The 23,847-nt window shown below is 72.6% G+C and carries 23 protein-coding genes; 11 read left to right on the plus strand and 12 right to left on the minus strand.

Annotation, left to right across the window (positions count from 1 at the left end):
* Positions 1-90: 90 nt before the first annotated feature.
* Genes GA0070562_RS25960 through kdd form a run of 6 tightly spaced genes read right to left on the minus strand, consistent with a single transcriptional unit; the run spans position 91 to position 6,822 of the window.
* A complete protein-coding gene (locus tag GA0070562_RS25960; RefSeq protein ID WP_091427089.1) occupies positions 91-1,425 on the minus strand; it encodes a glutamate mutase L in 1,335 nt (444 codons plus the stop codon).
* Between the two features lie 11 nt (positions 1,426-1,436).
* Positions 1,437-1,829, minus strand: coding sequence for a 3-aminobutyryl-CoA ammonia lyase (gene kal / locus GA0070562_RS25965; protein ID WP_091426964.1), 393 nt, complete (start codon positions 1,827-1,829; stop codon positions 1,437-1,439).
* Positions 1,826-2,581 carry a lysine 5,6-aminomutase subunit beta gene (kamE, locus tag GA0070562_RS25970; RefSeq protein ID WP_091426965.1) on the minus strand — a complete coding sequence of 252 codons (756 nt, stop codon included), beginning with the start codon at positions 2,579-2,581 and terminating at the stop codon, positions 1,826-1,828. Before kamE ends, kal begins: the two co-directional genes overlap by 4 nt.
* On the minus strand, positions 2,578-4,137 hold the full coding sequence (kamD, locus tag GA0070562_RS25975; protein ID WP_091426966.1) for a lysine 5,6-aminomutase subunit alpha: 1,560 nt from the start codon (positions 4,135-4,137) through the stop codon (positions 2,578-2,580). Before kamD ends, kamE begins: the two co-directional genes overlap by 4 nt.
* Positions 4,134-5,756 carry an amidohydrolase gene (locus GA0070562_RS25980; protein WP_091426967.1) on the minus strand — a complete coding sequence of 541 codons (1,623 nt, stop codon included), beginning with the start codon at positions 5,754-5,756 and terminating at the stop codon, positions 4,134-4,136. The genes kamD and GA0070562_RS25980 overlap by 4 nt, the downstream gene beginning before the upstream one ends.
* Positions 5,757-5,760: 4 nt before the next feature.
* Positions 5,761-6,822, minus strand: a complete 1,062-nt coding sequence (gene kdd, locus GA0070562_RS25985; protein ID WP_091426968.1) for an L-erythro-3,5-diaminohexanoate dehydrogenase — start codon at positions 6,820-6,822, stop codon at positions 5,761-5,763.
* 143 nt (positions 6,823-6,965) lie between these two features.
* Between kdd and GA0070562_RS25990 the strand changes: the two genes are divergently transcribed.
* Positions 6,966-8,372 (plus strand): KamA family radical SAM protein, encoded by a 1,407-nt coding sequence (locus tag GA0070562_RS25990; RefSeq protein ID WP_091426969.1) that lies wholly within the window; start codon positions 6,966-6,968, stop codon positions 8,370-8,372.
* Positions 8,373-8,435: 63 nt separating this feature from the next.
* Here GA0070562_RS25990 and GA0070562_RS25995 read toward each other — a convergent pair whose 3' ends face one another.
* Positions 8,436-8,630 carry a CsbD family protein gene (locus GA0070562_RS25995; protein WP_073829538.1) on the minus strand — a complete coding sequence of 65 codons (195 nt, stop codon included), beginning with the start codon at positions 8,628-8,630 and terminating at the stop codon, positions 8,436-8,438.
* Between the two features lie 160 nt (positions 8,631-8,790).
* Here GA0070562_RS25995 and GA0070562_RS26000 point away from each other — a divergent pair, with 160 nt between their 5' ends.
* Complete coding sequence (locus GA0070562_RS26000; RefSeq protein ID WP_091426970.1) at positions 8,791-9,402, plus strand: histidine phosphatase family protein; 612 nt, start codon at positions 8,791-8,793, stop codon at positions 9,400-9,402.
* Here GA0070562_RS26000 and GA0070562_RS26005 read toward each other — a convergent pair.
* Genes GA0070562_RS26005 through GA0070562_RS26025 form a run of 5 tightly spaced genes read right to left on the minus strand, consistent with a single transcriptional unit; the run spans position 9,335 to position 13,541 of the window.
* On the minus strand, positions 9,335-9,838 hold the full coding sequence (locus GA0070562_RS26005) for an Lrp/AsnC family transcriptional regulator (RefSeq protein WP_091427090.1): 504 nt from the start codon (positions 9,836-9,838) through the stop codon (positions 9,335-9,337). The genes GA0070562_RS26000 and GA0070562_RS26005 overlap by 68 nt on opposite strands.
* Positions 9,839-9,897: 59 nt before the next feature.
* A complete protein-coding gene (locus tag GA0070562_RS26010) occupies positions 9,898-10,113 on the minus strand; it encodes a DUF433 domain-containing protein (RefSeq protein ID WP_091426971.1) in 216 nt (71 codons plus the stop codon).
* Positions 10,114-10,122: 9 nt separating this feature from the next.
* Positions 10,123-11,265, minus strand: coding sequence for an acyl-CoA dehydrogenase family protein (locus GA0070562_RS26015; RefSeq protein ID WP_091426972.1), 1,143 nt, complete (start codon positions 11,263-11,265; stop codon positions 10,123-10,125).
* Entirely contained in the window at positions 11,262-12,371 is a 1,110-nt protein-coding gene (locus tag GA0070562_RS26020) for a M24 family metallopeptidase (RefSeq protein WP_091426973.1), read from the minus strand. The genes GA0070562_RS26015 and GA0070562_RS26020 overlap by 4 nt, the downstream gene beginning before the upstream one ends.
* Positions 12,372-12,380: 9 nt before the next feature.
* Positions 12,381-13,541 carry an FUSC family protein gene (locus GA0070562_RS26025; RefSeq protein WP_254663872.1) on the minus strand — a complete coding sequence of 387 codons (1,161 nt, stop codon included), beginning with the start codon at positions 13,539-13,541 and terminating at the stop codon, positions 12,381-12,383.
* Positions 13,542-13,636: 95 nt separating this feature from the next.
* On the opposite strand from GA0070562_RS26025, the gene GA0070562_RS26030 reads away from it, so the two are divergent.
* From GA0070562_RS26030 to GA0070562_RS26070, 9 genes are all read left to right on the plus strand, one after another.
* On the plus strand, positions 13,637-14,017 hold the full coding sequence (locus tag GA0070562_RS26030) for a YccF domain-containing protein (protein WP_175438877.1): 381 nt from the start codon (positions 13,637-13,639) through the stop codon (positions 14,015-14,017).
* Between the two features lie 397 nt (positions 14,018-14,414).
* Positions 14,415-15,137, plus strand: coding sequence for an FkbM family methyltransferase (locus GA0070562_RS26035; RefSeq protein ID WP_175438884.1), 723 nt, complete (start codon positions 14,415-14,417; stop codon positions 15,135-15,137).
* Positions 15,138-15,365: 228 nt separating this feature from the next.
* Positions 15,366-16,367 (plus strand): LacI family DNA-binding transcriptional regulator, encoded by a 1,002-nt coding sequence (locus GA0070562_RS26040; protein ID WP_091426976.1) that lies wholly within the window; start codon positions 15,366-15,368, stop codon positions 16,365-16,367.
* 117 nt (positions 16,368-16,484) lie between these two features.
* A complete protein-coding gene (locus GA0070562_RS26045) occupies positions 16,485-18,161 on the plus strand; it encodes an ABC transporter substrate-binding protein (RefSeq protein WP_091426977.1) in 1,677 nt (558 codons plus the stop codon).
* Positions 18,162-18,247: 86 nt separating this feature from the next.
* The gene (locus GA0070562_RS26050; protein WP_091426978.1) at positions 18,248-19,351 is read left to right on the plus strand and encodes an ABC transporter ATP-binding protein; all 1,104 of its coding nucleotides are present in this window, start codon (positions 18,248-18,250) and stop codon (positions 19,349-19,351) included.
* Positions 19,348-20,325, plus strand: a complete 978-nt coding sequence (locus GA0070562_RS26055; protein WP_013476848.1) for an ABC transporter permease — start codon at positions 19,348-19,350, stop codon at positions 20,323-20,325. Before GA0070562_RS26050 ends, GA0070562_RS26055 begins: the two co-directional genes overlap by 4 nt.
* 3 nt (positions 20,326-20,328) lie before the next feature.
* Positions 20,329-21,375 carry an ABC transporter permease gene (locus tag GA0070562_RS26060; protein ID WP_175438878.1) on the plus strand — a complete coding sequence of 349 codons (1,047 nt, stop codon included), beginning with the start codon at positions 20,329-20,331 and terminating at the stop codon, positions 21,373-21,375.
* Entirely contained in the window at positions 21,372-22,379 is a 1,008-nt protein-coding gene (locus GA0070562_RS26065; protein WP_091426979.1) for an ABC transporter ATP-binding protein, read from the plus strand. Before GA0070562_RS26060 ends, GA0070562_RS26065 begins: the two co-directional genes overlap by 4 nt.
* A gap of 39 nt (positions 22,380-22,418) precedes the next feature.
* Positions 22,419-23,831 carry a GH1 family beta-glucosidase gene (locus GA0070562_RS26070; protein ID WP_091426980.1) on the plus strand — a complete coding sequence of 471 codons (1,413 nt, stop codon included), beginning with the start codon at positions 22,419-22,421 and terminating at the stop codon, positions 23,829-23,831.
* Positions 23,832-23,847: the final 16 nt, after the last annotated feature.

The following is a 23,847-nucleotide window of genomic DNA, read 5'->3' on the forward strand; positions in this document are numbered from 1 at the left end:
GTAGACCCCCGCCGCTGTCAACCCACCCGGGCCTGTCGTGTGTTGCAACACGGCGTGTCGCGTCGGCGCGTCTCGATTCCTGAGCCTGCTTCAGGCACCGAGGTGGTGCCGCAGCATCGCCGCCGCCGCACCCGGATGGTCGCCGGCGAGCAGCCCCGCGGCGGCCAGCACGTAGTCCACGTCGACGACCGGCCGGGCCGACCGCGGCAACGCCCACCCACCCGCGTGATCGGTCAGCACCGCGTCGAGCACCGCCGCCGCGTCGCCCGGCTCGGCGTGCCGCAGCACCCCACCGGAACCGACGAGCAGCTTCACCTCCCGCAGGTCCCGCCCGGCCCGCTCCCCCGTCGCCGCGCCCCGGGCGTGCCGCCGCAACGCCACGGTCGCCGCCAGCGCCGCGATGCGCCGGTCCACGGCCCGCTGCGCGTCACCGGCGGGCAGGAACCCCGGATCGGCGGCCCGCACCGCCGCCGCGGCCGCCAGCTCCGGCTCGTCGGCCGGGTCGAGAAGCCGCTCCTCGACCGCCGCGCGCACCACACCGGGCGCGCTCCACCGCATGCCCAGGTCACCCTCGACGGTACGGGCCCGCCACAGCGTTCCGGCGACCTCCTGACTCGGGCCGCTGTCGCGCTCGTCCGGCGTCAGCACCGAGTACACGTCGGTGGTGGCCCCGCCCACGTCCACCACCGCCAGATCGCCGCCGAGCGTGCCGGCGAGGACCTCCACGCCGGTGAGCACCGCATCAGGCGTCGCGGCGCGGACCAGCCGCGCGAACCGGGCACCCCGGGACAGCTTCTTGCCGCCGATGACGTGCCGCAGGAACACCTCCCGGATCGCCGCCCGCGCCGACGCCGGCTCCAGCACCCCGATGCGGGGCAGCACGTTGCCCGCCACCGTCACCGGCACCCCCGCGCCCGCCAGCAGCGCGTGCAGGTCGTCACGCACGTCGGCGTTGCCGGCGAGGACAACCGGCACCCGGAACCGGGCCTTCGCCAGCCGCGTCGCGTTGTGCGCCACCGTGTCCGCGTCGCCACCGTCGGTGCCGCCCACCAGCAGCACCACGTCCGGGCGGGCCGCCCGCAACGCCGCCACATCCGCCCCCGACAGCCGCCCGGCGGCCACGTGCACCACGTTCGCGCCCGCCGACAGGCCGACCCGCCGGCCCGCCTGAGCGGTCACCAGCGGCTCGTAGCCGATCACCGCCAGGCGCAACCCACCCCCGGCCGACGAACACACGTACCAGGGCACCTCGGCGACCCCGGCCGACGCGGTGGCCGCGCCGACCGCGGCATCCAGCCCGTGCAGCACATCGGTGCCCACAGTGGTGGGCGCGGACGCCGCCGCCAGCAGCCGGCCGCCGTCGAGGTCGACCACCGCCGCCTTCGTGTACGTCGACCCGACGTCCGCGCAGACGACGGCGCGCAACATCGGCTCGCTCACGCCGACGGCGGTACGACCGCCGTGCCGGTCGCGGTGACCGCCACGATCGGCTCGTCGAGCACCTCGGCGGCCGACTCGCCCTTGTCCGGCCGGCCCCGGCACACCACCGTCGCGGCGAAGTCGATCGTGCGGCTGCGCGTGCCCACCCGGGTCACCGTCGCCGTCACCTCCAGCACGTCACCGGCCTTCATCGGCGCCCGGAACTGCACATCCGAGTACGAGGCGAACAACCCCTCGTCGCCGTCGGTGCGGATGCACACCTCGGTGGCCACGTCACCGAACAACCCCAACGCGTACGCCCCGTCGACCAGGTTGCCCGCGTAGTGGGCGTGGGAGTACGGCACGTACCGGCGGTGGACGACTGTGAGACCGACACGCGGATCGCTCATGGGGTGTTCGCCTTCCTGGAAGTGATCAAAGCGTGGACGAGGTAACTGGCGACCTCACCCGGAGTGGTGCCACGGCCGAAGATCCGATCCACGCCCAGCTCGCCGGTCATCGTCTCGTCGAACCGCGGCCCGCCGACGATCAGCAGCGGCCGGCGCCCGGCCGGCATCGCCTCCCGGAACGCCGCCGACATCTCCCGCGTGTTGTGCAGGTGCGCGTCGCGCTGCGTCACCACCTGCGACACCAGCACCGCGTCGGCGCGTTCCCGCCGAGCCGCCTCGACCAGCTCCGGCACACTCACCTGCGCGCCCAGGTTCGTGACCTTCAGCTCCCGGTAGTACTCCAGGCCCTTCTCCCCGGCGATGCCCTTGACGTTGAGGATCGCGTCGATGCCCACCGTGTGCGCGTCCGTGCCGATGCACGCGCCCACCACCGACAGCTTGCGGCGCAGCCGCCGCTTCACCACCGCGTTGACCTCCTTGGCCGACAGCAGCGGATAGTCACGCTCCACCACCTGCACCTTCGCCAGGTCCACCAGGTGGTTCACCCGCCCGTACACCACGAAGAACGTGAACCCGTCGCCGATGGGCTTGGCGTGCACCAGCATCGCCGGATCCATGCCCATCTTGTTCGCGAGCTGCACCGCCGCGCCCTCGGCCCGCTTGTCGTGCGGAACCGGCAACGTGAACGACACCTGCACCATGCCGTCACCGGTGGTGTCCCCGTACGGCCGCACGATCGTCTTCTCGCTCACAGGGGCTGCTCCAGGATCTCGGTGGCCGGGTTGTAGTAGTCCGCCTCGTGCCGCGCCACCCCGGAAAGGCCCTTGCCCCGGTCCGCCGGCCGCTTCATGATCCCGAACGTGCCCTCGGCGATCGCCGTCAGCAACGACTGGTCACCGATGCGCTCCAGCAGGTCCACCGCCTCACCCAGCACCCGGTGCGCCCGCTGCTGGATGAACCCGCCCGGCGCCGGCACGAAGTCCTCGTGCAACCCGCCCGCCGCGCCCAGCACGTACCGCACGTTCTGCAGGGCGACGTCCCGGTCCGACAGCCACGGCGTCACCACCGCCTCGGTCATCATCCCGACCAGCAGGATCCCCTGCCCGGTCATCGTGCCCACCAGGTTGAAGAACCCGTCCAGCAGGTTGCCCCGGAACACGTCACCGGTCATGTGCTTCGTCGGCGGCATCCACTTCAACGGCGCGTCCGGGAACAACTCCCGCGCCAGCAACGCGTGCGCCAGCTCCAACCGCAACGACTCCGGCACATCCGGGTTGATCTCGAACGCGTGCCCCAGCCCCAGCTGCCAGTCCGCCAGCCCCGCCTCGTGCGCGAAGAACTCGTTGAGCAGCTGCGACACCGTCACCGTGTGCGCCTCGTCCACCGCGTCCGCGGTGGTCAGGTAGTTGTCCTCACCGGTGTTGATGATGATCCCCGCCCGCGCGTGCACCTGCCGCGAGAACCGCTGGTCCACGAACGTGCGGATCGGGTTGATGTCACGGAACAGGATCCCGTACATCGAGTCGTTGAGCATCATGTCCAGACGCTCCAGGCCGGCCAGCGTCGCCATCTCCGGCATGCACAGACCCGACGCGTAGTTCGTCAACCGCACGTACCGGCCCAGCTCCCGCGACGTCTCGTCCAGCGCCGCCCGCATCAACCGGAAGTTCTCCTGCGTCGCGTACGTGCCCGCGAACCCCTCCCGGGTCGCACCCTCCGGCACGTAGTCCAGCAGCGACTGCCCCGTCGACCGGATCACCGCGATCACGTCCGCGCCGGCCCGCGCCGCCGCCTGCGCCTGCGGGATGTCCTCGTAGATGTCACCCGTCGCCACGATCAGATAGATCCACGGCCGCCGCTCCGGATCGCCGAACCGCTTCACCAGCCGGTCCCGCTCCGCGCGCCGCCTGTCGATCGCCCGGACCCCCGCCGCCACCGCCTTACGCGACGCCCGCCGCGCAGCCGTCGCCGCCTTCCCCGACGGCTGCCCGAACCGCACCGACCCGGCCGCCGCCTTCTGCGCCAGCAACGTCACATCCGCGATGTCCTCACGGACCAGCGCGTCGAACACCGGCGCCGCCACCCCGTGCCCCAGCCCCACGTCCGCGACCACCGCGTCCACGAGCCGGTTCACCCACGGAATGCCGTCCGGGTCCGCGCCGGTCACCCCGGCCAGCCGCAGCACCGCCCGCTCCACCGACACCGTGGTGTGGCTGCGCGCCAGATCCACCACCGGCTGCCCGGCCCGGCGCGCCAACTCCCGCGCCCGCGCCACCAGCGCCGGATCCAGCCCAAGCTTCCCTGTCACGAAGACCCTTCCTCATAGATCACGTCACCGCGCAACACGGTGGCCCGGCACACCGGCAGCGGCGTCGGATCGTCCGCGCCCCGCAACTCCGGATCCTCGGCCAGCACCACCGGCAGCCCCCGCTCCACGCCCGCCGGGGTGTCCCACACCGCGAACGTCGCCGGCGCCCCCAACGCCAGCACACCCTCGTTGTCCAGGTGCACCGCCCGCCACCCGCCACGCGTGTGCGCCGCGAACGCCGCCCGCACACTCATCCGCTGCGCCGGGTTGTGATGCGCCGCCGCCGCCCGCACCGACCCCCACGGATCCAGCGGCGTCACCGGCGAATCCGACCCGAACGCCAACGCCACACCGACCCCGTGCATCGCACCCATCGGATTCGACTCCAACGACCGCGCCAACCCCAGCCGCGACTCGTACATCCGGCCCGCGCCGCCCCACAACCTGTCGAACGCCGGCTGCATCGACGCCACGATCCCGTACTCCACGAACCCGGCGATCAGCGCCTTGCTCATGATCTCCGCGTGCTCCACCCGGTGCCGGGCCGCCCGCAACCGGTCCGTGCCCACCGTCCGCGCCGCCAGCGCGAACCCCGCAAGCACCGTCCCGATCGCCGCGTCCCCGATCGCGTGGAACCCGCCCTGCAACCCGTGCGCCGCGCAGTCCAGCAGATGATCACGCACCTGCTCCGCCGACACGTACCCGTGCCCGCACGCCCCCGCCTCACCGTCCAGGTACGCCGCCGACACGTGCGCCGTCCGCGACCCCAGCGCCCCGTCCGCGAACAGGTCACCACCCGCGCCCACCGCGCCCAGCTCCCGGGCCTTCGCCGCACCCAGCAGCTCACCCCAGTACCCGTACACCTCCGGCACCCCGGCCCCCGAGATCGCCAGCAGCCCGGTGAAGTCCTCCTCGTCGGAGATGTCCGGACCACCGCACTCGTGCACCGCCGCGACACCCAGCGACGCCGCGTGTTCCAGGGCCCGCCGCTGCGCCGCCACCCGCTGCGCCCGCGTCACCGAGCTGAACGCCGCCGCCCGCACCACGTGATGCGCGTCGCGCCGCAGCCACCCCGACGCCTCGTACCCGGCCGCCGACACCACCTCCGGGCACGCCCCCAGCAACGCCGCCGACACCAGCGCCGAATGGATCGACGCCTGCGACAGATACACCCGCCGCCCACCGGCCGCCCGATCCAGCGCCGCCGCGTCCGGCAACGCCGGATCCGCCCAGCCGGCCGCCCGATCCAGCGCCGCCGCGTCCGGCAACGCCGGATCCGCCCAGGCCGACTCGTCCCAGCCGTGCCCCAGCACCACCGCGTCACCCGGCAGACCCGCCGCGAACGCCGACACCGCCTCCAGCAGCTCACCCGCCGACCGCACCGCCGACAGATCCAGCCCCGACAACGCCAACCCGGTATCCGTCGCGTGCACGTGCGCGTCCACGAACGCCGGCGTCACCAGCGCACCGCCCAGCTCCACCACCCGGTCCGCCCGCGGCGCGTCCGCGCCCGTGCCCAGCCAGGCGATCCGCCCGTCGCGCACCAGCAGCGCGGTCGCGCTCGGGTCGGCCGGACAGTGCAGCACTCCGCCGCGATACAGCGTCGAGGGGTTCGTCATGGTCTCAGTCTGCCGCCAGACGGGCCTCGAACAGACCGCGCACCCCCGGCTCGGCACGCAACAGGTCCAGCGCCAGCGCCGCGTGCCCCGGCACGTACCCGTTGCCCACCAGCATCGTCACGTCCGCCGCCAGGCCCTCCGCGCCCAGCGCCGCCGCCGCGAAGCTCGTCGCCATCGAGAAGAAGATCACCGTACCGCCGTCCGCCGTGGCCAGCACCGCGCCGTGCTCACACCCCGGCACGTCCACGCACACCACAGTCACGTCCGCCGGCACACCCAGCGCCGTCGTCACCGCCGTCGACAGCCCCACCGGATCCCGCGCGTCCGCGAGCGCCACCACGTCGGCCAGCCCGGCCGCCGTCAACGCGTCCCGCTCCGAGGCCACCGGAACCACCCCGACGGTACGGGCGGCGCCGGCCCGCCGCGCCGCCGCGAGCGACAACGACCCACTCTTGCCGGCCCCGCCGATCACCGCCACCGCCACCGGACGCGGATCACCCTCGCGGGACCGCCGCGCCACCTGCTCGGCCACCACCCGCGCCGTCAACGCCGGCGCCCCGCACACGTCCAGCACCGCGAGCGACAACTCGGGGTGCAGGTCCGGCGGCAGCACCGCCGCGATCGACCGGGCGAACAGGATCGCGTGCCCGTCGCACGGCACCTGCTCGCTGCGCCCGTCCCAGCGGGCCAGCCCGTCGGTGATCGTCAGCGGCGTCAGCGTCAGCGACACGAGCGTCGCCACCCGGTCACCAGCCTTCAGCCCCAGCGGCGACCGGCGGCCCGCCTCCTCGACCGTGCCGATCAGCATGCCGCCCGAACCGGTCACCGGGTTCTGCATCTTCCCCCGGGTCGACACGATCTCCAGCACCTCGGCGCGGACCTTGTCCCCGTCGCCGCCGTGCTTCTCCGCCAGCTGCCGGAAACTCGCCGCGTCCAGGTTCAGCCGCTCGACCCGGATCCGCACCTCGTTCGCCGCGATCCGCGGGTCCGGGTCCAGCCGCCAGGCCGCCTGCGGGAGCACCCCCGCCGGCTCCACGACTCGGTGCAGGCCCACCGGTGACGTCACGCCGACCCCCTATGTCCAGCCGCCCGAACCCCCGGCCAGGGGTCGCGTCGCGGGAAAACTTACGGCAGACTAATTTCTTCACCGCAGATTTTCCAGTAGCCTTCGCAACCGTTGATCAACCCGCACAGTGACGAGGAGGGGCCGTGACCCAGACCCAACCGGTGGAGACCATCCCGACGCCCCGCCACGCGCCGGCCACCGTCCCGGCCGCCGGACAGCCCTACGAATACCGCCGCGCGCCCCTCGTCGAACCCGACTGGACCCGCTTCCCCGGCTGGCGCCACATCACCCGCGACCAGTGGGAGAGCGCCCAGTGGCAGCGGGTCAACTGCGTCAAGAACATCAAGCAGCTCCGCGCCGTCCTCGGCGACACCGTCGACGAGACCTTCTACGCCGACCTGGAGGCCGACCAGAAGGCCCTGGCCACCATGTCCATGCTGGTGCCGCCGCAGATGCTCAACACCATGGTGCCGCATCAGCCGATGAGCACCGAGGCGCTGCTCGCCGACCCGATCCGCCGCTACATGATCCCGGTCGCCTCCGACCGGCGCACCGACTGGCCCTCACACCCGTACGCCAGCCGCGACAGCCTCCACGAACACGACATGTGGGTCGCCGAGGGCCTCACCCACCGCTACCCCACCAAGGTCCTCGCCGAGCTGCTCTCCACCTGCCCGCAGTACTGCGGCCACTGCACCCGCATGGACCTCGTCGGCAACTCCACCCCCGCCGTCGACAAGCTCAAGCTCACCCTCAAGCCCGTCGACCGCTACGACGCCCACATCACCTACCTCAAGGCCCACCCCGGCGTACGCGACGTGGTGGTCTCCGGTGGCGACGTCGCCAACGTGCCGTGGCGCAACCTCGAGTCGTACCTGATGCGGCTGCTGGAGATCGAGACGATCCGCGACATCCGGCTCGCCACCAAGGCGCTCATGGGCCTGCCCCAGCACTGGCTCCAGCCCGACGTGGTCGAGGGCCTCGAACGGGTCGCCCGCACCGCCGCCCGCCGCGGCGTCAACCTGGCCATCCACACCCACGTCAACCACGCCCAGTCGCTGACCCCGCTCGTCGCCAAGGCCGCCCAGACCGCGCTCGACGTCGGCGTACGCGACGTCCGCAACCAGGGCGTGCTCATGCGCGGCGTCAACGCCACCAGCGCCGACCTGCTCGACCTCTGCTTCGCGCTCCAGGGCGAGGCGGGCATCCTGCCGTACTACTTCTACATGTGCGACATGATCCCCAACGCCGAGCACTGGCGCGTCCCCGTCTGGCACGCCCAGCAGCTCCAGCACGACATCATGGGCTACCTGCCCGGCTACGCCACCCCGCGGATCGTCTGCGACGTGCCGTTCGTCGGCAAGCGCTGGGTGCACATGCTCACCGACTACGACCGTGAGCGCGGCATCTCCTACTGGACGAAGAACTACCGCACCTCGATCGAATCGGCCGACCTGGAGGCGCTGAACAAGCGCTACGCCTACTACGACCCGATCGATATGCTGCCCGAGGCCGGCCAGGCCTGGTGGCTCGCGCACCGCGACGACTGATCCCGGCCCCAGCGCCACGACGGCGGGCCACCTCTGCGATGAGGTGGCCCGCCGTTCGCGTACTCACTTGTTGAAGGCGTCCTTGACGTCGCGGCCCGCCTGCTTGGCGTGCTCCCCGGCCTGCCGGGCGCGCGCCGTGCTCTGCTCGGAGGCGCCCTCGGCCCGCAACCGTTCGTTGTCGGTCACGTCGCCGATGCGCTCCTTGGCCATGCCGCTCATCTCCTGGGCCTTGTTCTTCGCCTTGTCGGTGAAGCTCATGTCGCCCTCCCTCGTCCGGCTACGCCTTGCCCTTGTCGCGTCCCCGGTGACTGTCGTGTGAAACGCCGTTGACCGGCGCACATCGCGTAGTGCGTCCTAGGACAATAGGTTGAAGGTTCGACGCCCGGCCGACGCCGCCCGACCATGGTTGACTGGGCCGGTGAACGAGATCCTGCTGATCCGGCACGGCGAGACAACGTGGAGCGCCGCCCACCGGCACACCTCGTACACCGACCTGGAGCTGACAGCCGACGGCGAGCGGCAGGCAGGCGCGCTGGCTCCGCTGCTCGCCGGCCGGCGTTTCGCGCGGGTCCTGTCCAGCCCCCGGCAGCGCGCCACCCGCACCGCCGCCCTGGCCGGGCTCACCGTGGACGCGATCGAGCCCGACCTGGCCGAGTGGCACTACGGCGAGTACGAGGGCCGCACCACCGCGGACATCCAGGCCGAACGGCCCGGCTGGACGATCTGGACCGACGGCGGTCCCGGCGGCGAGTCCCCGGAGCAGGTCGGCGCACGCCTGGACCGTGTCCTGGACCGGGTCGCCCCGCTGCTCGAGGAAGGCGACGTCGCGCTCGTCGGGCACGGGCACAGCCTGCGCGTGCTCGGGGCCCGCTGGATCGGGCTGCCGCCCTCGGCCGGCGCGTTGCTGCGGCTGGACACCGCCACGCTCAGCGTGCTCGGTCACGAGCACGGCCGGCGGGTGATCAGGCGGTGGAACCTGCCGGCTCCGCCGACGGACGGGGACGCCCCCGACCGGTCAGCTCGCCACTGATCTTCGGCGGCCGGTTCTCGTACGGCGTCGACAGCACCACCGTCGTGCGCGTGGTGACGTTCGCGGCCGTGCGGATCTCCTGGAGCACCCGCTCCAGATCGGCCGGACCGGCCACCCGCACCAGCAGGAGATAGAAGTCCTCCCCCGCCACCGAGTAGCACGAGTCGATCTCGGGCAGGTGCGCCAGCCGCTCCGGCGCGTCGTCCGGCTGCGACGGGTCGAACGGCCGGATCGCCACGAACGCGGTCAGCGGCAGGTCCAACGCCTCGAACGACACACGGGCGACGTACCCCTTGATCACACCGCGCTGCTCCAGCCGGCGGACCCGCTGGTGCACGGCCGACACCGACAGGCCCACCCGCTCGGCCAGATCCGTGTACGACAGCCGACCGTCCCCGGTCAGCGCGGCGACGATGGCACGGTCGATCTCCTCCACGCGCTGCACAGTAGCCGGAAAAGCGCTCCCACGCCGCACCCGGCCCGCCGCGGTGACGCTCAGCGGGCCGTCCGGTCGCGCACCGCGTCCGCGGCGAAGTTCAGCACCTCCGCCATGTCCTCCTCGTCCAGGAACGGCAGGTCGGTGAGGATGTCCGTGACGGACATGCCCTCGGCCATCATGGCCAGCAGGGTGGCCACGGGGATGCGCGACTGCCGTACGCAGGGCGCACCCCCCATGACGTCGGGGTCCACGGTGATCCGGGGGAAGGTCACCGCGACAGGCTAGCCCTTCGCCAGCGCGCGGGAGATGACCAGTCGCTGGATCTGGTTGGTGCCCTCGACGATCTGGAGCACCTTGGCCTCACGCATGTACCGCTCGACCGGATGGTCGGCGACGTACCCGGCGCCGCCGAGCACCTGCACCGCGTCGGTGGTCACCCGCATCGCCACGTCCGTGGCGAACAGCTTCGCCTTGGCCGCCTCGATCGAGTACGGGCGTCCGGCGTCACGCAGCCGCGCGGCGGCGAGCGTGAGCGCCCGCGCGGCCGAGATCTGGGTGGCGGCGTCGGCCAGGTTGAACCCGAGCCCCTGGAAGTCGATGATCGCCCGGCCGAACTGGCGGCGCTCCCGGGCGTAGCCGACCGCGTAGTCCAGCGCGCCCTGGGCCAGGCCCACAGCGCACGCGGCGATGCCCAGGCGGCCGGAGTCCAGCGCGGACATCGCGATGGCGAACCCGGCGCCCTCGCCGCCGACCAGCCGCTCCGCCGGCACCCGGGCGTCGTCGAAGGCGATCTGCGCGATCGGGGAGGCGTGCAGCCCCATGGTGCGCTCGGCGGCCTGCGGGTGGATGCCCGGCGTGGACCGGTCGGCCAGCAGGCAGGAAATGCCCTTCGGGCCGGGGCCGCCGGTGCGGCAGAAGATGTTGTAGAAGTCGGCCACCCGGGCGTGCGTGATCCACGCCTTGGTGCCGGTCACCACGTACGCGTCGCCGTCGCGCACCGCCCGCGTGGTCAGGGCCGCCGCGTCCGAGCCACCCTGCGGCTCGGATAGACAGTACGCACCGAGCAGCTCCCCGCCGATCATGTCCGGCAGTAGTTTGCGCTGCTCGTCGGTGCCGAACTGGGCCAGCGGGTAGCAGGACAGCGTGTGCACGCTGACCGCCTCGGCCACCGCCAGCCACCGGCTGGCGAGGATCTCCAGCACCTGGAGGTACACCTCGTACGGCTGGGCGGCGCCGCCGTGCTCCTCCGCGTACGGCAGGCCGAGCAGGCCGGCCCGGCCCAGGGTGCGCAGCACCTCCCGGGGGAACTCGGCGCGCTCCTCGAAACCGGCGGCCTTGGGGGCCAGTTCCCGGTCGGCGAGTTCGGTGGCGAGGTCCAGCAGGTCGTGGGCCTCGTCGGTGGGCAGGATCCGGTCGACGTTCATAGCGCGATGAGCTCCGTGGGGGTGGTGTTGAGCCGTTGCCCGCCGTCCGTCGTGCAGACGACGATGTCCTCGATCCGGGCTCCGTGCCGCCCGGCGAGATAGATCCCGGGTTCGACCGAGAAAGCCATGCCGGCCTGAAGCGGCCGGGGGTTGCCCGTCACCACGTACGGCTCCTCGTGGCCGTCGAGGCCGATGCCGTGGCCGGTGCGGTGCAGGAAGGCGTCGCCGAAACCGGCGGCGCCGATCACGTCGCGGGCGACCGCGTCGAGGGCCTCGGCGGTCACGCCCGGCGCGACGGCGGCCACCGCGGCGCGCTGCGCCTCCCGCAGCACCGCGTAGTAGTCCACGAACTCGGCCGGGGCGGGGCCGCCGGCGACGTACGTGCGGGTGCAGTCGGAGCGGTAGCCCGACGGCATGGTGCCGCCGATGTCGACCACCACCGGCTCGCCCACGCCGATCGGGCGGTCCGAGGTGCCGTGGTGCGGGCTCGCGCCGTTCGGGCCGGCGGCCACGATGACGAAGTCGACAGCGGCGTGCCCGGCGGCCCGGATCGCGGCGGCGAGGTCGGCGGCGACCTCCCGCTCGGTGCGGCCAGGGCGCAGCCACTCCCCCATCCGCAGGTGCACCGCGTCGATCGCGGCGCCCGCCTCGGCCAGCGCGGCCACCTCGGCCGGCGACTTGCGGATCCGCATCTCCCGCAGCACGTCGGAGGCGAGCCGCTGGGCAGCGCCGGGCAGCGCGTCGCGCAGCGCGAGGACCTGCTGTGCCCACATCCGGTCGGCCAGACCGACGGCGCGGACCGGGCCGGGTAGCGCCGCGCGCACCAGCGGCCACGGGTCGGTGCCGTCGGCGTGGTCGACGATCCGGTACCCGGCGCCGGGCGCGGCCTCGGCGTCCGGCCGTTCCAGCACCGGCACGACCAGCGTCGGCTCGCCCTCGGCGGGCAGGACCAGGCAGGTCAGCCGCTCCCCCTCGCGGGCGTCGTAGCCGGTCAGGTAGCGCAGGTCGGAACCCGGGGTGAGCAGCAGCGCGTCCAGGCCCGCCGCGGCGGTGGCGCGCTGGGCCGCGGTCAGTCGCCCGGCGGGGTACAGTTCCTCGATTCCCACAGCCGAAGCTTAACGGTCGTTTGGGTCCGGGCGGGAGTCCGGTCGATGCTCGCAGACGCCGGCCATCCGGTCCGCTTCGATCTTGGTCATGCCGGACGCCCGCAGCAACTCGCCGACCACGATGAACAGCTGCGAGGCCACGATCGTGCCGGAGAAACCGAGACCGGCGGCACGCGCCCGGCCGGCCTCCCGCGCGGCGTCCCGCGCCCGGGTACGGGCGATGTCCGGCGGCCGCCCGGCCAGGAAGTCACGGTGCAGCAGCCGCAGCGACTGCCCGAACGCCTCGACCGCGGCCGGCAGGGCCGGCGGAACCGGCTCCCCGGCCTCCAGCAACGCCACCACCCGGCGGACCATGTTGCGGCTGTTCGTGTACGCCAGCTCCAGGTGGGCGGCGGCGTTCTCGTAGCGGCGCAACTGGGCCCGGCGCCGCCACCGCCACGGCGACAACGCCGTCACCTCCCGGGCCGCCGCGACGATCTCGGTGGTCTGCTTCCGCTCGGCCTCGGCCGCCTCCAGCCGGCCCAGCGCCGCCTCGGCCTCCCCGGCGTCCCGGGCGGCGAGCGCCTTCGCCGTCGCCGTCAGCTCCTTGGCGAACAGGTCCAGCGTGGGCCCGGCCGCGCGGTGCACCACCCGGACCGGATTCAGCGGCAGCAACAGCAACGCCACCACCACCGCCACCCCGCCGCCCACCAGCGCGTTCGCCGTCCGCGGCACGGCCAGGTCCGGCGCGTTGGGCTCCACCGTGCCCAGCAGGACCGCGGTGCTGCCGGCCTGCACCATCACGGCGCCGCTGCCCCGGATCACCACCGCCAGCGAGATTGCGAACGCGACCACCAGGCCGGTCTGCACCGGTCCGGCCCCGATCACCTTGATGATGAGGTCGCCGACCAGCACACCGAGGATCACGCCGCCGAGCAGCTCGGCGGTGCGCCGGATCCGGTTGCCGATCGCCGCGGCGATGGTGCCCACCGCTGCCGCCGGCGCGAACAGCGGCTGCGGGTTCTTGAGCAGCGTGCTGGCCACGTACCAGGCCAGACCGGCGGCCAGACCCGCCTGGAGGGCCACGATGAAGTACCGGCGCAGCCGCTCGTACGCCTCCCGGAACTCGCGGCGCGCCGCCGGAGCCACCGGGGTCACGGCAGCGCCCGCCCGCCCGAACGCCACAGGCACGACGGCTCGGGCTCGGTCACGCCCTCCTCTACCCGGCATCCACACCGGTATTCCCAGGCCGCCCCGCGCTTGCGGACGCGAGGGATCATGGAGTGGTGATCCGCTTTCTGCTGAACCTGTTATGGCTCGTCTTCGGTGGCGGCTTCGTCCTGGCCCTCGGCTACGGCATCGCCGCCCTGATCTGCTTCGTCCTCGTCGTCACCATCCCCTTCGGCGTCGCCTCACTGCGGCTCGCCTCGTACTCGCTGTGGCCGTTCGGCCGCACCCTCGTGTCGAAGCCCGGCGCCGGGCTCCCCTCCGGACTGGCGAACGTGCTCTGGCTGGTGCTGGCCGGTTGGTGGCTGGCCCTCTCGCACATCCTCGCCGGGATCGCGCTCTGCGTGACGATCATCGGCATCCCGTTCGGGGTGGCCAACTTCAAGCTGGTCCCGGCGGCGCTGTGGCCGCTCGGCCAGGAGGTCGTCGAAACGCCGTAACCACACCGACGGGCCCGACCGTCAGCCCTCGCCGCGCCCAGCCCTTTCCCCCGCCACGCGTGAGCGGGTGGAACCTCATGGGTGTCTCCGCCCGTGTTTGACACCCATGAGGTTCCACCCATGGTGGGGCGCCTCGGTCAACGAGCGCACGTCTTGACTGGCGGGATCCGCGTTCCGGTCACCGGGACCGCGGCAGATCTTGGTAGGAAGTGGCCCCTATAAGGGCCGTTTTCTACCAAGATCTGCCGGGCCGATCCGGGCGCACCACCTCTACTGCATCCTAGGAGGATGGGGTGGTTGCCTCACGGACGCGAATGCGGCTCGCCATCAAGGCGCGGCGGCTAGCGTCGGGGGTGTGCGGGACGGGGTGATCGAGACGCTCAAGGCGGACCCGGCGATGTCCGGTCTGCGCCGATCGCTGGAGTTCTACCACGGCGACCCGGCTCGCGACGCCGCCCTCGACGCGTTCTACGCCCCGCTGGTCCGCGCCGGTGACCTGGTCTTCGACGTCGGCGCGCACGTGGGCGACCGGCTGGGCAGCTTCCGCCGGCTCGGCGCGACAGTGGTGGCGGTCGAGCCGCAGCCGCTGTGCGCCCGGGCGCTGCGCGAGATGTACGCGGGCGACGCTGCGGTGACAGTGGTGGAGGCGGCCTGCGGGCGTGCGGGCGGCCCGGTGCGACTGCACGTCAACTCGGCCAACCCGACGGTCTCCACCGCCTCCCCCGGGTTCGTCCGCGCCGCCGACGGCGCGCCCGGCTGGGCGGGTGAGACCTGGGACGCGCAGATCGAGGTGCCGGGCACCACACTGGACGCGCTCGTGGCCGCGTACGGCGTACCGGCGTTCGTGAAGATCGACGTGGAGGGCTTCGAGGACGCCGTGCTGGCCGGGCTGAGCCGGCCGGTCCCGGCGTTGTCGTTCGAGTTCACCACCATCGCCCGGGTGGCGGCGGCGCGCTGCCTGGACCGGCTCACCGCGCTCGGCTTCACCCGGTTCACGGTGGCGATCGGTGACGAGATGGAGTTCGCGCTGCCCAGCTGGCGCCCGGCCGCCGAGGTGGCCGCATACCTGGGCGCGCTGCCGGACGAAGCCAACTCCGGCGACGTGTACGCGCGTCCCTGAACCTCCACTTCGGATGGAGGACGGTCCGGCCGGACGGCATCGACCCTGCTCAACGCCCTGATCGGCAGACCCCCTGCACGGGCACTTTTTTCAAAGCTCGAACTTAGCAATGCATCGTTATCCGTCTGTGATTGACGTGAGCCGCGCCACTTGGGTTGACTGCCACGGAACCGCTTCCGCAACCGGTTCCGAAACACTCCGCTCATCCCTGCGACCCGGGAGCGTCACGTGCCGATCACCATCGCCGACGTCGCCACCCGCGCCGGGGTGAGCAAGACGACGGTCTCCCGGGTGCTCAACGGCAAGGGCGAGGTGCACGTGCGCACCGCCGACCGGGTCCGGGCCGTGATCAGCGACCTCGGGTACGTGCCGAGCGCCCGCGCGGTCGGGCTGGCCCGTGGGCGTACCCGGGTGGTCGGGATGCTGGTCCCCGCGCTGACCTGGCCCTGGATGGGCGAGGTCCTCCAGGGCGCGGCCGACGTGGTCGAGGCCGCCGGCTACGGCATGCTGCTGTTCACCTGCACCCACGGCGACGAGTCGATGCGCCGGTTCGCCTCCCAGGTGTCGGCCAAGTCGTTCGACGGCCTGCTCGTGGTCGAACCGGAGGGGACGCTCGACTACATCACCGAGCTGCACCGGCGTGGCCTGCCGGTCATCCTCATCGACGACCGGGGCCACCAGCCCGGCTTCCCGTCGGTGCGGACCACCAACGAGGCGGGCGCGCGGGCCGCCGCCGCGCACCTGCTGGCGCTCGGCCGGCGGCGGCCACTCGTCGTCACCGGCCTGCGGCAGTTCGGCTGCACCCGGGAGCGGCTCGCCGGGTTCGCCGGCGCCTACACCGACGCGGGCGTACCGATCGAGCCGGACCGGGTGGTGGAGGGCGACTTCACCTTCGAGTGCGGGCGCTCGGCGGTGCGGCGGCTGCTCGCCGACGGCGTGCCGTTCGACGCCGTCTTCGCCCACAACGACCTGTCGGCCGCCGGGGCGTTGCAGGCGCTGCGCGACGCCGGGCGGCGCGTCCCGCAGGACGTGGCGGTGGTCGGCTTCGACGACCTGCCGCTGGCCGGGCACACCCACCCGCCGCTGAGCTCCGTGCGCCAGCCACTGCGGGAGATGGGTACGGCCGCCGCCCGCCTGCTCATCGGCCACCTCACCGGCACCCCGCTGCCGGACACCCCGACCGTCATCCCGACCGGCTTCACCGCCCGCGACTCGACACGCGTCACCTGACCCACCCCGCCGCACCCGGCGACCACGCCGGCGGGCCCGCCCGCCGGTGGCACCACCGCACACCCTCCATCCACCACATCCCGCCCGAGGATCGCGGGACCACCGAGGGAGACCTCCATGAGAAGACGGCAACTCCTCGCCCTCGCGCTGGCCGGCGCGATGGTCACCGGCGCCGCCGCCTGCGGCGACAGCCCGAACGCGAACAAGAAGAGCGGCCAGGCCGCGACTGTGCTGAACGTCGGCATGCCCAACGGCCCGCAGGCGGAGAACAACAACCCGTTCCTCACCACCTCGGCCGCCGCGTCGCTCGGCTACCGGTGGCAGATCTACGAGCCGCTGATGATGTGGAACCCGGTCAAGCCGGCCGAGCCGTTCAAGCCGTGGCTGGCCACCAAGGCCGAGTGGTCGTCGGACTACAAGACGGTCAAGGTGACCATCCGGGACAACGCCACCTGGTCCGACGGGCAGAAGGTCACCGCCGAGGACGTCGCGTTCACCTACAACCTGGTGAAGAAGTTCCCGGCCCTCAACGATCAGGGCGTGCCGTACACCGACGCGACCGCGAGCGGCAACGAGGTCACCATCTCGATGGCCAGCCCGCAGTTCGTCAACCAGCAGAAGGTGCTGTGGCGGGTGCCGATCGTGCCCAAGCACCTGTGGGAGAAGATCGCCGACCCGGCGAGCGACCCGGTTAAGCAGCCGGTCGGCAGCGGCCCGTACACGCTGAAGTCGTTCACCCCGGCGAGCATGACGCTCGCGGTACGCGACAGCGGCTACTGGCAGGACGCGCCGAAGGTCAAGGAGTTGCGGTACACCTCGTACACCGACAACAGCGCGCAGACCACCGCGCTGGCGAACGGCGAGTCGGAGTGGAGCTTCGTCTTCATCCCGAACTACCAGACGGTGTTCGTGGCCAAGGACCAGAAGAACCACAAGATGTGGGCGCCGCCGGTGCTGGGCATCCACGGCCTCTACCTGAACACCACGAAGAAGCCGTTCGACGACCCGACGCTGCGCAAGGCCATGAACATGGTCGTCGACCGGGCGGACATCTTCACCACCGCGGAGGCCGGCTACTTCCACCCCGAGGTCAAGAGCGTGACCGGCCTGCCCAGCCCGGCCGGTGACTCGTTCATCGCGCCCGAGTACAAGGGCCAGGAGCACAAGGTCGACGTCGAGGGCGCCAAGGCGCTGCTCACCGGCGCCGGCTACAAGCTCGACGGCAACACGTTGAAGGACCGCAGCGGCAAGCCGGTCACGATCCGGCTCACCGACCCGGCCGGCTGGTCCGACTACCAGACCAGCCTGGAGATCGTGAAGGGCAACCTGGCGAAGATCGGCATCGCGGCCACAGTCGACAAGGCCAACCAGGACGCCTGGTTCCGCAACGTCGAGCAGGGCAACTTCGAGGCCACGTTCCGGTGGACCGAGAGCGGCGCCACGCCGTACGACATCTACCGGACCGTCATGGACGGCCGGGTGCTCAAGCCGGTCGGCACCGCCTCGCCCGCCGGCAACTTCGGCCGGTTCCAGAGCAAGGAGGCGACCGACGCGCTGGTGTCGTACGCCAACGCCACCGACGACGCCACCCGCACCACCGCGCTGGCCACCCTGCAGAAGATCTTCGTCGAGCAGATGCCGATGATCCCGGTGGGCGCGGACAACATCGGCGGCGCGTACAGCACGAAGAACTGGACCGGCTGGCCGGACGACTCGAACCCGTACGGCGCGCTCCAGCCCACCCAGCCCAACGCGGTGGACGTGGTGCTGCACCTCAAGCCGGCCAACGGCTGACCCGGCGCCGCCGGCCCGGCCACGATCGCCCGGCCGGGCCGGCGGCGCCCGCCCCTCGCTTCGGCAACCCCAGACAGGAATTCGGCATGACGTTGACCGAGAGCGCACCGGCGCCGGCCGACGAGGTGGTGCTGGAGGCCGTCGGCCTGACCAAGCACTTCCCCGTCCGCCGGCGGCTGCGTGACCTCCTCTCCCGCACCCCGGCGGTGGTGCACGCCGTCGACGACGTATCGATCGCGTTGCGCCGCGGCCGGGTGACAGCGCTCGTCGGCGAGTCCGGCTCGGGCAAATCCACGGTGGCCCGGCTGCTGGCCCAGCTCTACCCGCGCACCGGCGGCGACATCCGGCTGCACGGCCGCTCGACCCGGGTCCGCGGCGGGCGCCGGTTCCGCGCGTACGTGCGCCGGGTGCAGCTGATCCTCCAGGACCCGTTCGCCTCGCTGAACCCGGTGCACACGGTCCGCTACCACCTGACCCGGTCGCTGCGCATCCACGGCAACGCCGGGGCCGGGCCGGACGGGCTGGACAAGGCGCTCGCCGACCTGTTGACCCGGGTCGCGCTCACCCCGCCGGAGCGCTACCTCGACGCGTTCCCGCACGAGCTGTCCGGCGGGCAGCGCCAGCGGGTGGCGATCGCGCGGGCGCTCGGCGCCGACCCCGAGGTGCTGCTCGCCGACGAGCCGGTGTCCATGCTCGACGTGTCGATCCGCCTCGGCGTGCTCAACCTGCTCCAGGACCTCAAGGACCGGCTCGACCTGGCGATCCTCTACATCACCCACGACATCGCCTCGGCCCGCTACTTCGCCGACGAGACGATCGTCATGTACGCCGGGCGGATGGTCGAGGGCGGCGACAGCGAGACCGTCACCCAGCGCCCGGCCCACCCGTACACCCGGTTGCTGATCGACTCGGCGCCGGACCCGGAGCGGATCACCGGCGCGGGCGGCGACGGCGCGGCGGAGGGCGAGCGGGGCCACGGCGAGCCGCCCAGCCTGATCCGCCCGCCGGCCGGCTGCCGGTTCCACCCGCGCTGCCCGGCGGCGATGCCGCGCTGTGCCACCGACCTGCCGCCGCCGATCCCGGTGGACGACGCGCCCGGCCACTGGGCGGCGTGCTGGCTGTACGACGCGGACACCGTCGCCGCGGAGAAGGCCGTCGCCGAGCAGGCCGGAACGGAGGCGGTCCGGTGAGGTTCCTGCTGCAACGGGTGGCCTTCTACCTGTTCACCGCCTGGGCGGCGATCACGCTCAACTTCTTCATCCCGCGGATGGTGCCGGGCGACCCGGTGCAGTCGTTGATCTCCCGCAACCAGGGCCGGATCAGCGCCGACGCGGTCGCGTCGCTGCGGGTGCTGTTCGGGCTGGACTCCGACCGCTCGCTGTGGGAGCAGTACGTCGCCTACTGGGGGCAGCTCCTGCGCGGCGACCTGGGGCTGTCGTTCACGTTCTTCCCCGCCCCGGTGTCGGAGGTGATCGGGAGCAGCCTGCCGTGGACGGTCGGACTGGTCGGCGTCACCACGATCGTCAGCTTCCTGCTCGGCACCGCGCTCGGCGTGGGCGCGGGCTGGCGGCGCGGCTCGTGGATCGACGGGCTGCTGCCGGCCACCACGTTCCTCTCCTCGATCCCGTACTTCTGGCTGGGCCTGGTCGCGATCGCGCTGTTCGCCGGGCCGGGCAGCTTCTTCCCGTCCTCCGGCGGCTACGAGCCGGGTCTGGTGCCGGCGTTCGACGCGTACTTCATCCCGAGCGCGCTCCAGCACAGCATCCTGCCCGCCGCGACCATCCTGGTGTCCTCGATGAGCGGCTGGATCCTCAGCATGCGCAACATGATGGTCACCGTCGCCAGCGAGGACTACATCACCGTGGCGCACGCCAAGGGGCTGTCCGAGCGCCGGGTGGCCCTCAGCTACGCCGCCCGCAACGCGCTGCTGCCCAACGTGTCCGGGTTCGCGCTGTCGCTGGGCTTCATCGTCGGCGGCACGCTGCTCGTGGAGATCGTCTTCTCGTACCCGGGTCTGGGGTTCCAGCTCTTCCAGGCCGTCGGCGCGAAGGACTATCCGCTGATGCAGGGCATCTTCCTGATCATCACGATCTCGGTGCTGGTGGCGAACCTGCTCGCCGACGTGGCGTACCTGCTCCTCGACCCGCGGACCCGAAAGAGCTGAGCGATGACACTCTCCCCGTCCAGCATCGAGCAGGTCATCCCCGGCCAGGGGGCGATGGCGCAGCCGTCGGCCCGGGCGCGCCGCCGCCGGTTCCGCTTCGTCGCCAACGCCAAGGCCGCGACCGGCCTGGCCGTCCTCGGGGTGTACGTGCTCCTCGCGGTGATCGGACCGTGGATCGCGCCGTACGACCCGGACGCCCGCAGCGCCGACGTGCTCCAGGCGCCCTCGGCCCGGCACTGGTTCGGCACCACCCACCTCGGGCAGGACATCTTTAGTCAGATCCTGGTCGGCGCGCGCAGCGTGATGGTGGTGGGCCTGATCGCCGGCGTGCTCGCCACCATCCTGTCCATCCTGATCGGCGTGACCGCCGGCTACCTGGGCGGTGCGGCCGACGAGGGCCTGTCGGCGGTGTCGAACGTGTTCCTGGTGATCCCGGCGCTGCCGCTGATCATCATCGTCACGTCCCTGGTCGAGCAGGCCAGTGACACGCTGGTGGCGCTCATCATCGGCCTCACGTCGTGGGCGTGGGGCGCCCGGGTGCTGCGCGCCCAGACGCTGTCGTTGCGCCGCCGCGACTACGTCGAGGCCGCGCGCGCCACCGGCGAGCGGACCTGGCGGATCATCGGGTTCGAGATCCTGCCCAACCTGACCGCGATCATCGCCTCCGGCTTCGTCGGCACCGTCATCTTCGCGGTGATGTCGGAGATCACCCTCGCGTTCATCGGCGTCTCGTCGATGACGTCGTGGAACTGGGGCACGATCCTGTTCTGGGCGCAGGGGCAGCAGGCCCTGGCGCAGGGCGCCTGGTGGTGGTTCGTCCCGGCCGGGCTGGCCATCGCGCTGCTCGGCACCGCGCTGGCGCTGATCAACTTCGGCATCGACGAGTTCGTCAGCCCTCGGCTGCGGACCGGCGGCCGGACCCGGATCCGTACCGCCGACGGTCGCACCGTCGCCATGCGCGTCGGGTTCACCCCGGTCCTCGCGCCGAACCCGGCACCGGTCCCGATGCAGCGGCCGGCGGACCCCATCGGAGAGGACGCGACCTCATGAGCGACCAGGTGCTGGAGATCCGCGGGCTGTGCGTCGACTACGGCATCGGCGCGGACGCGGTCCGCGCGGTCCGCGACGTCGACCTGACGCTGCACCGTGGCGAGGTGCTCGGGCTGGCCGGGGAGAGCGGCAGCGGCAAGTCCACCCTCGCCTACGGGCTGACCCGGCTGCTGCCCCCGCCCGGCGTGGTCAGCGGCGGCCAGGTGATCTACCACCCGGCCGACGGCCCGCCGGTCGACGTGCTCACGCTCAGCCCGGCGAAGCTGCGCGAGTTCCGCTGGGCGGAGACGTCGATCGTGTTCCAGGGCGCGATGAACTCGCTCAACCCGGTGCACAAGGTCTCCACCCAGCTGCTCGACGTGATCCGGGCGCACGAGCCCAAGAGCACCGCGGCGGGCCGGCTGGCCCGCGCGAAGGATCTGCTGCGCCTGGTCGGCATCTCCGCCGACCGGCTGGACAGCTACCCGCACCAGCTCTCCGGCGGCATGCGGCAACGCGTCATGATCGCCATGGCGCTGGCGCTGGAACCGCAGGTGGTCATCATGGACGAACCGACCACCGCGCTGGACGTGGTGATGCAGCGGCAGATCCTCGGCCAGCTCGCCGAGCTGCGCGAACGCCTCGGCTTCGCGGTGCTGTTCATCACGCACGACCTGTCGCTGCTGGTGGAGTTCTCCGACCGGATCGCGATCATGTACGGCGGCCGGATCGTCGAGGAGGCGCCCGCCGCCCGGCTGTACCGGGAGCCGCTGCACCCGTACACCGAGGGGTTGCTGCACTCGTTCCCGGCGCTGCACGGGCCGCGCCGCGAACTGACCGGCATCCCCGGCTCCCCGCCGGACCTGCGCGCCATGCCGTCCGGCTGCGCGTTCCACCCCCGCTGCCCGAAGGCGTTCGACGGGTGCGACGAGCAGGTGCCGGTGCTCGGCGCGCCGCGCGTCGACGACCCGGCGCGGGCCGTCGCGTGCCGGCTGCACCCGGCCGTCGCGCCCCCGTCCCGCTGACCCGCCCGACACCACCACCCGCTACCCGCGAGGAGAACCATGGACACCGATCTCACCCGCCCGTCGTCAGTCGCCGGCGCGGACCCGATCGACACGCTGCCGCCGAGCTTCCGGTGGGGGGTGGCGACGTCGTCGTACCAGATCGAGGGCGCGGTGGCCGAGGACGGCCGCACACCGTCCATCTGGGACACGTTCTGCCGGGTGCCGGGCGCGGTCCACAACGGTGACCACGGCGACGTGGCGTGCGACCACTACCACCGGATGCCGCAGGACGTCGCGCTCATCGCGGACCTGGGGCTGGACACGTACCGGTTCTCGGTGGCCTGGCCGCGGGTGCAGCCGGGCGGTCGCGGTCCGGCCAACGTGGCCGGGCTGGCGTTCTACGACCGGCTGGTGGACGAGCTGCTCGGCCGCGACGTCGAGCCGTGGGTGACGCTGTACCACTGGGACCTGCCGCAGGAACTGGAGGACGCGGGCGGCTGGCCGAACCGGGACACCGCGTACCGGTTCGCCGACTACGCGGAGCTGGTCTTTGCCGCGCTCGGCGACCGCGTCCGCACCTGGACCACGCTCAACGAGCCGTGGTGCTCGGCGATGCTCGGGTACGCCTACGGCGACCACGCCCCGGGCCGGCGGAACCTGGGCGACGGCATCGCCGCGGCGCACCACCTGCTGCTCGGGCACGGGCTGGCGACGCGGCGGCTGCGCGAGGCCGCCCGTTCCCCGATCGAGCTGGGCCTGACGCTGAACCTGTCCACCGCCGACCCGGAGACCGGCAGCGCGGCGGACCGGGACGCGGCGCGTGCCGCCGACGGGCTGGCCAACCGGCTCTACCTCGACCCGGTGCTGCGCGGGGAGTACCCGCAGGACGTGGTGGCGGACCTGGCCGCCGAGGGGGTACGGATCCCGGTGGAGGAGGGCGACCTGGACGTCATCGCCACCCCGATCGACGTGCTCGGGGTCAACTACTACTTCGGGCAGCTGCACTCCGGCGTGGACGAGCAGGGCCGCGACCGCGACGACGACGGCAAGCCGGTGCGCCGGGTGGTCCGCCGCGACCTGCCGCGTACCGCCATGGACTGGGAGATCGTGCCGGAGTCCTTCACCGACCTGCTGGTGCGGCTGCACCGCGACTACCCGGGCACGCCCATGGTGATCACCGAGAACGGCGCCGCGTTCGACGACAAGCCGGACGCCGACGGGTTCGTGAACGACGACGACCGGGTCGGCTACCTCACCGAGCACCTGCGGGCGGTGGCCCGCGCCCGGGCCGCCGGCGCGGACGTGCGCGGCTACTTCGCCTGGTCGCTTCTGGACAACTTCGAGTGGGCGTACGGCTACGACAAGCGGTTCGGCATCGTCCGGGTGGACTACGACACGCAGCGCCGCACCCCCAAGCGCAGCGCGCTGTGGTACCGCGACACCGTGCGGCGGGTACGCGGGCAGCGCTGACGTCGTCCGGCGTGGG

The organism is Micromonospora tulbaghiae (assembly GCF_900091605.1).
GTDB lineage: Bacteria > Actinomycetota > Actinomycetes > Mycobacteriales > Micromonosporaceae > Micromonospora > Micromonospora tulbaghiae.

What these genes read in the sequence shown, in the direction of transcription:
- kal (WP_091426964.1), bottom strand. Translation starts at nt 1,829, where the DNA reads ATGAGCGATCCGCGTGTCGGTCTCACAGTCGTCCACCGCCGGTACGTG.
- GA0070562_RS25980 (WP_091426967.1), bottom strand. Translation starts at nt 5,756, where the DNA reads ATGACGAACCCCTCGACGCTGTATCGCGGCGGAGTGCTGCACTGTCCG.
- GA0070562_RS25995 (WP_073829538.1), bottom strand. Translation starts at nt 8,630, where the DNA reads ATGAGCTTCACCGACAAGGCGAAGAACAAGGCCCAGGAGATGAGCGGC.
- GA0070562_RS26015 (WP_091426972.1), bottom strand. Translation starts at nt 11,265, where the DNA reads ATGAACGTCGACCGGATCCTGCCCACCGACGAGGCCCACGACCTGCTG.
- GA0070562_RS26035 (WP_175438884.1), top strand. Translation starts at nt 14,415, where the DNA reads ATGTCCGGTCTGCGCCGATCGCTGGAGTTCTACCACGGCGACCCGGCT.
- GA0070562_RS26045 (WP_091426977.1), top strand. Translation starts at nt 16,485, where the DNA reads ATGAGAAGACGGCAACTCCTCGCCCTCGCGCTGGCCGGCGCGATGGTC.
- GA0070562_RS26050 (WP_091426978.1), top strand. Translation starts at nt 18,248, where the DNA reads ATGACGTTGACCGAGAGCGCACCGGCGCCGGCCGACGAGGTGGTGCTG.
- GA0070562_RS26060 (WP_175438878.1), top strand. Translation starts at nt 20,329, where the DNA reads ATGACACTCTCCCCGTCCAGCATCGAGCAGGTCATCCCCGGCCAGGGG.
- GA0070562_RS26065 (WP_091426979.1), top strand. Translation starts at nt 21,372, where the DNA reads ATGAGCGACCAGGTGCTGGAGATCCGCGGGCTGTGCGTCGACTACGGC.
- GA0070562_RS26070 (WP_091426980.1), top strand. Translation starts at nt 22,419, where the DNA reads ATGGACACCGATCTCACCCGCCCGTCGTCAGTCGCCGGCGCGGACCCG.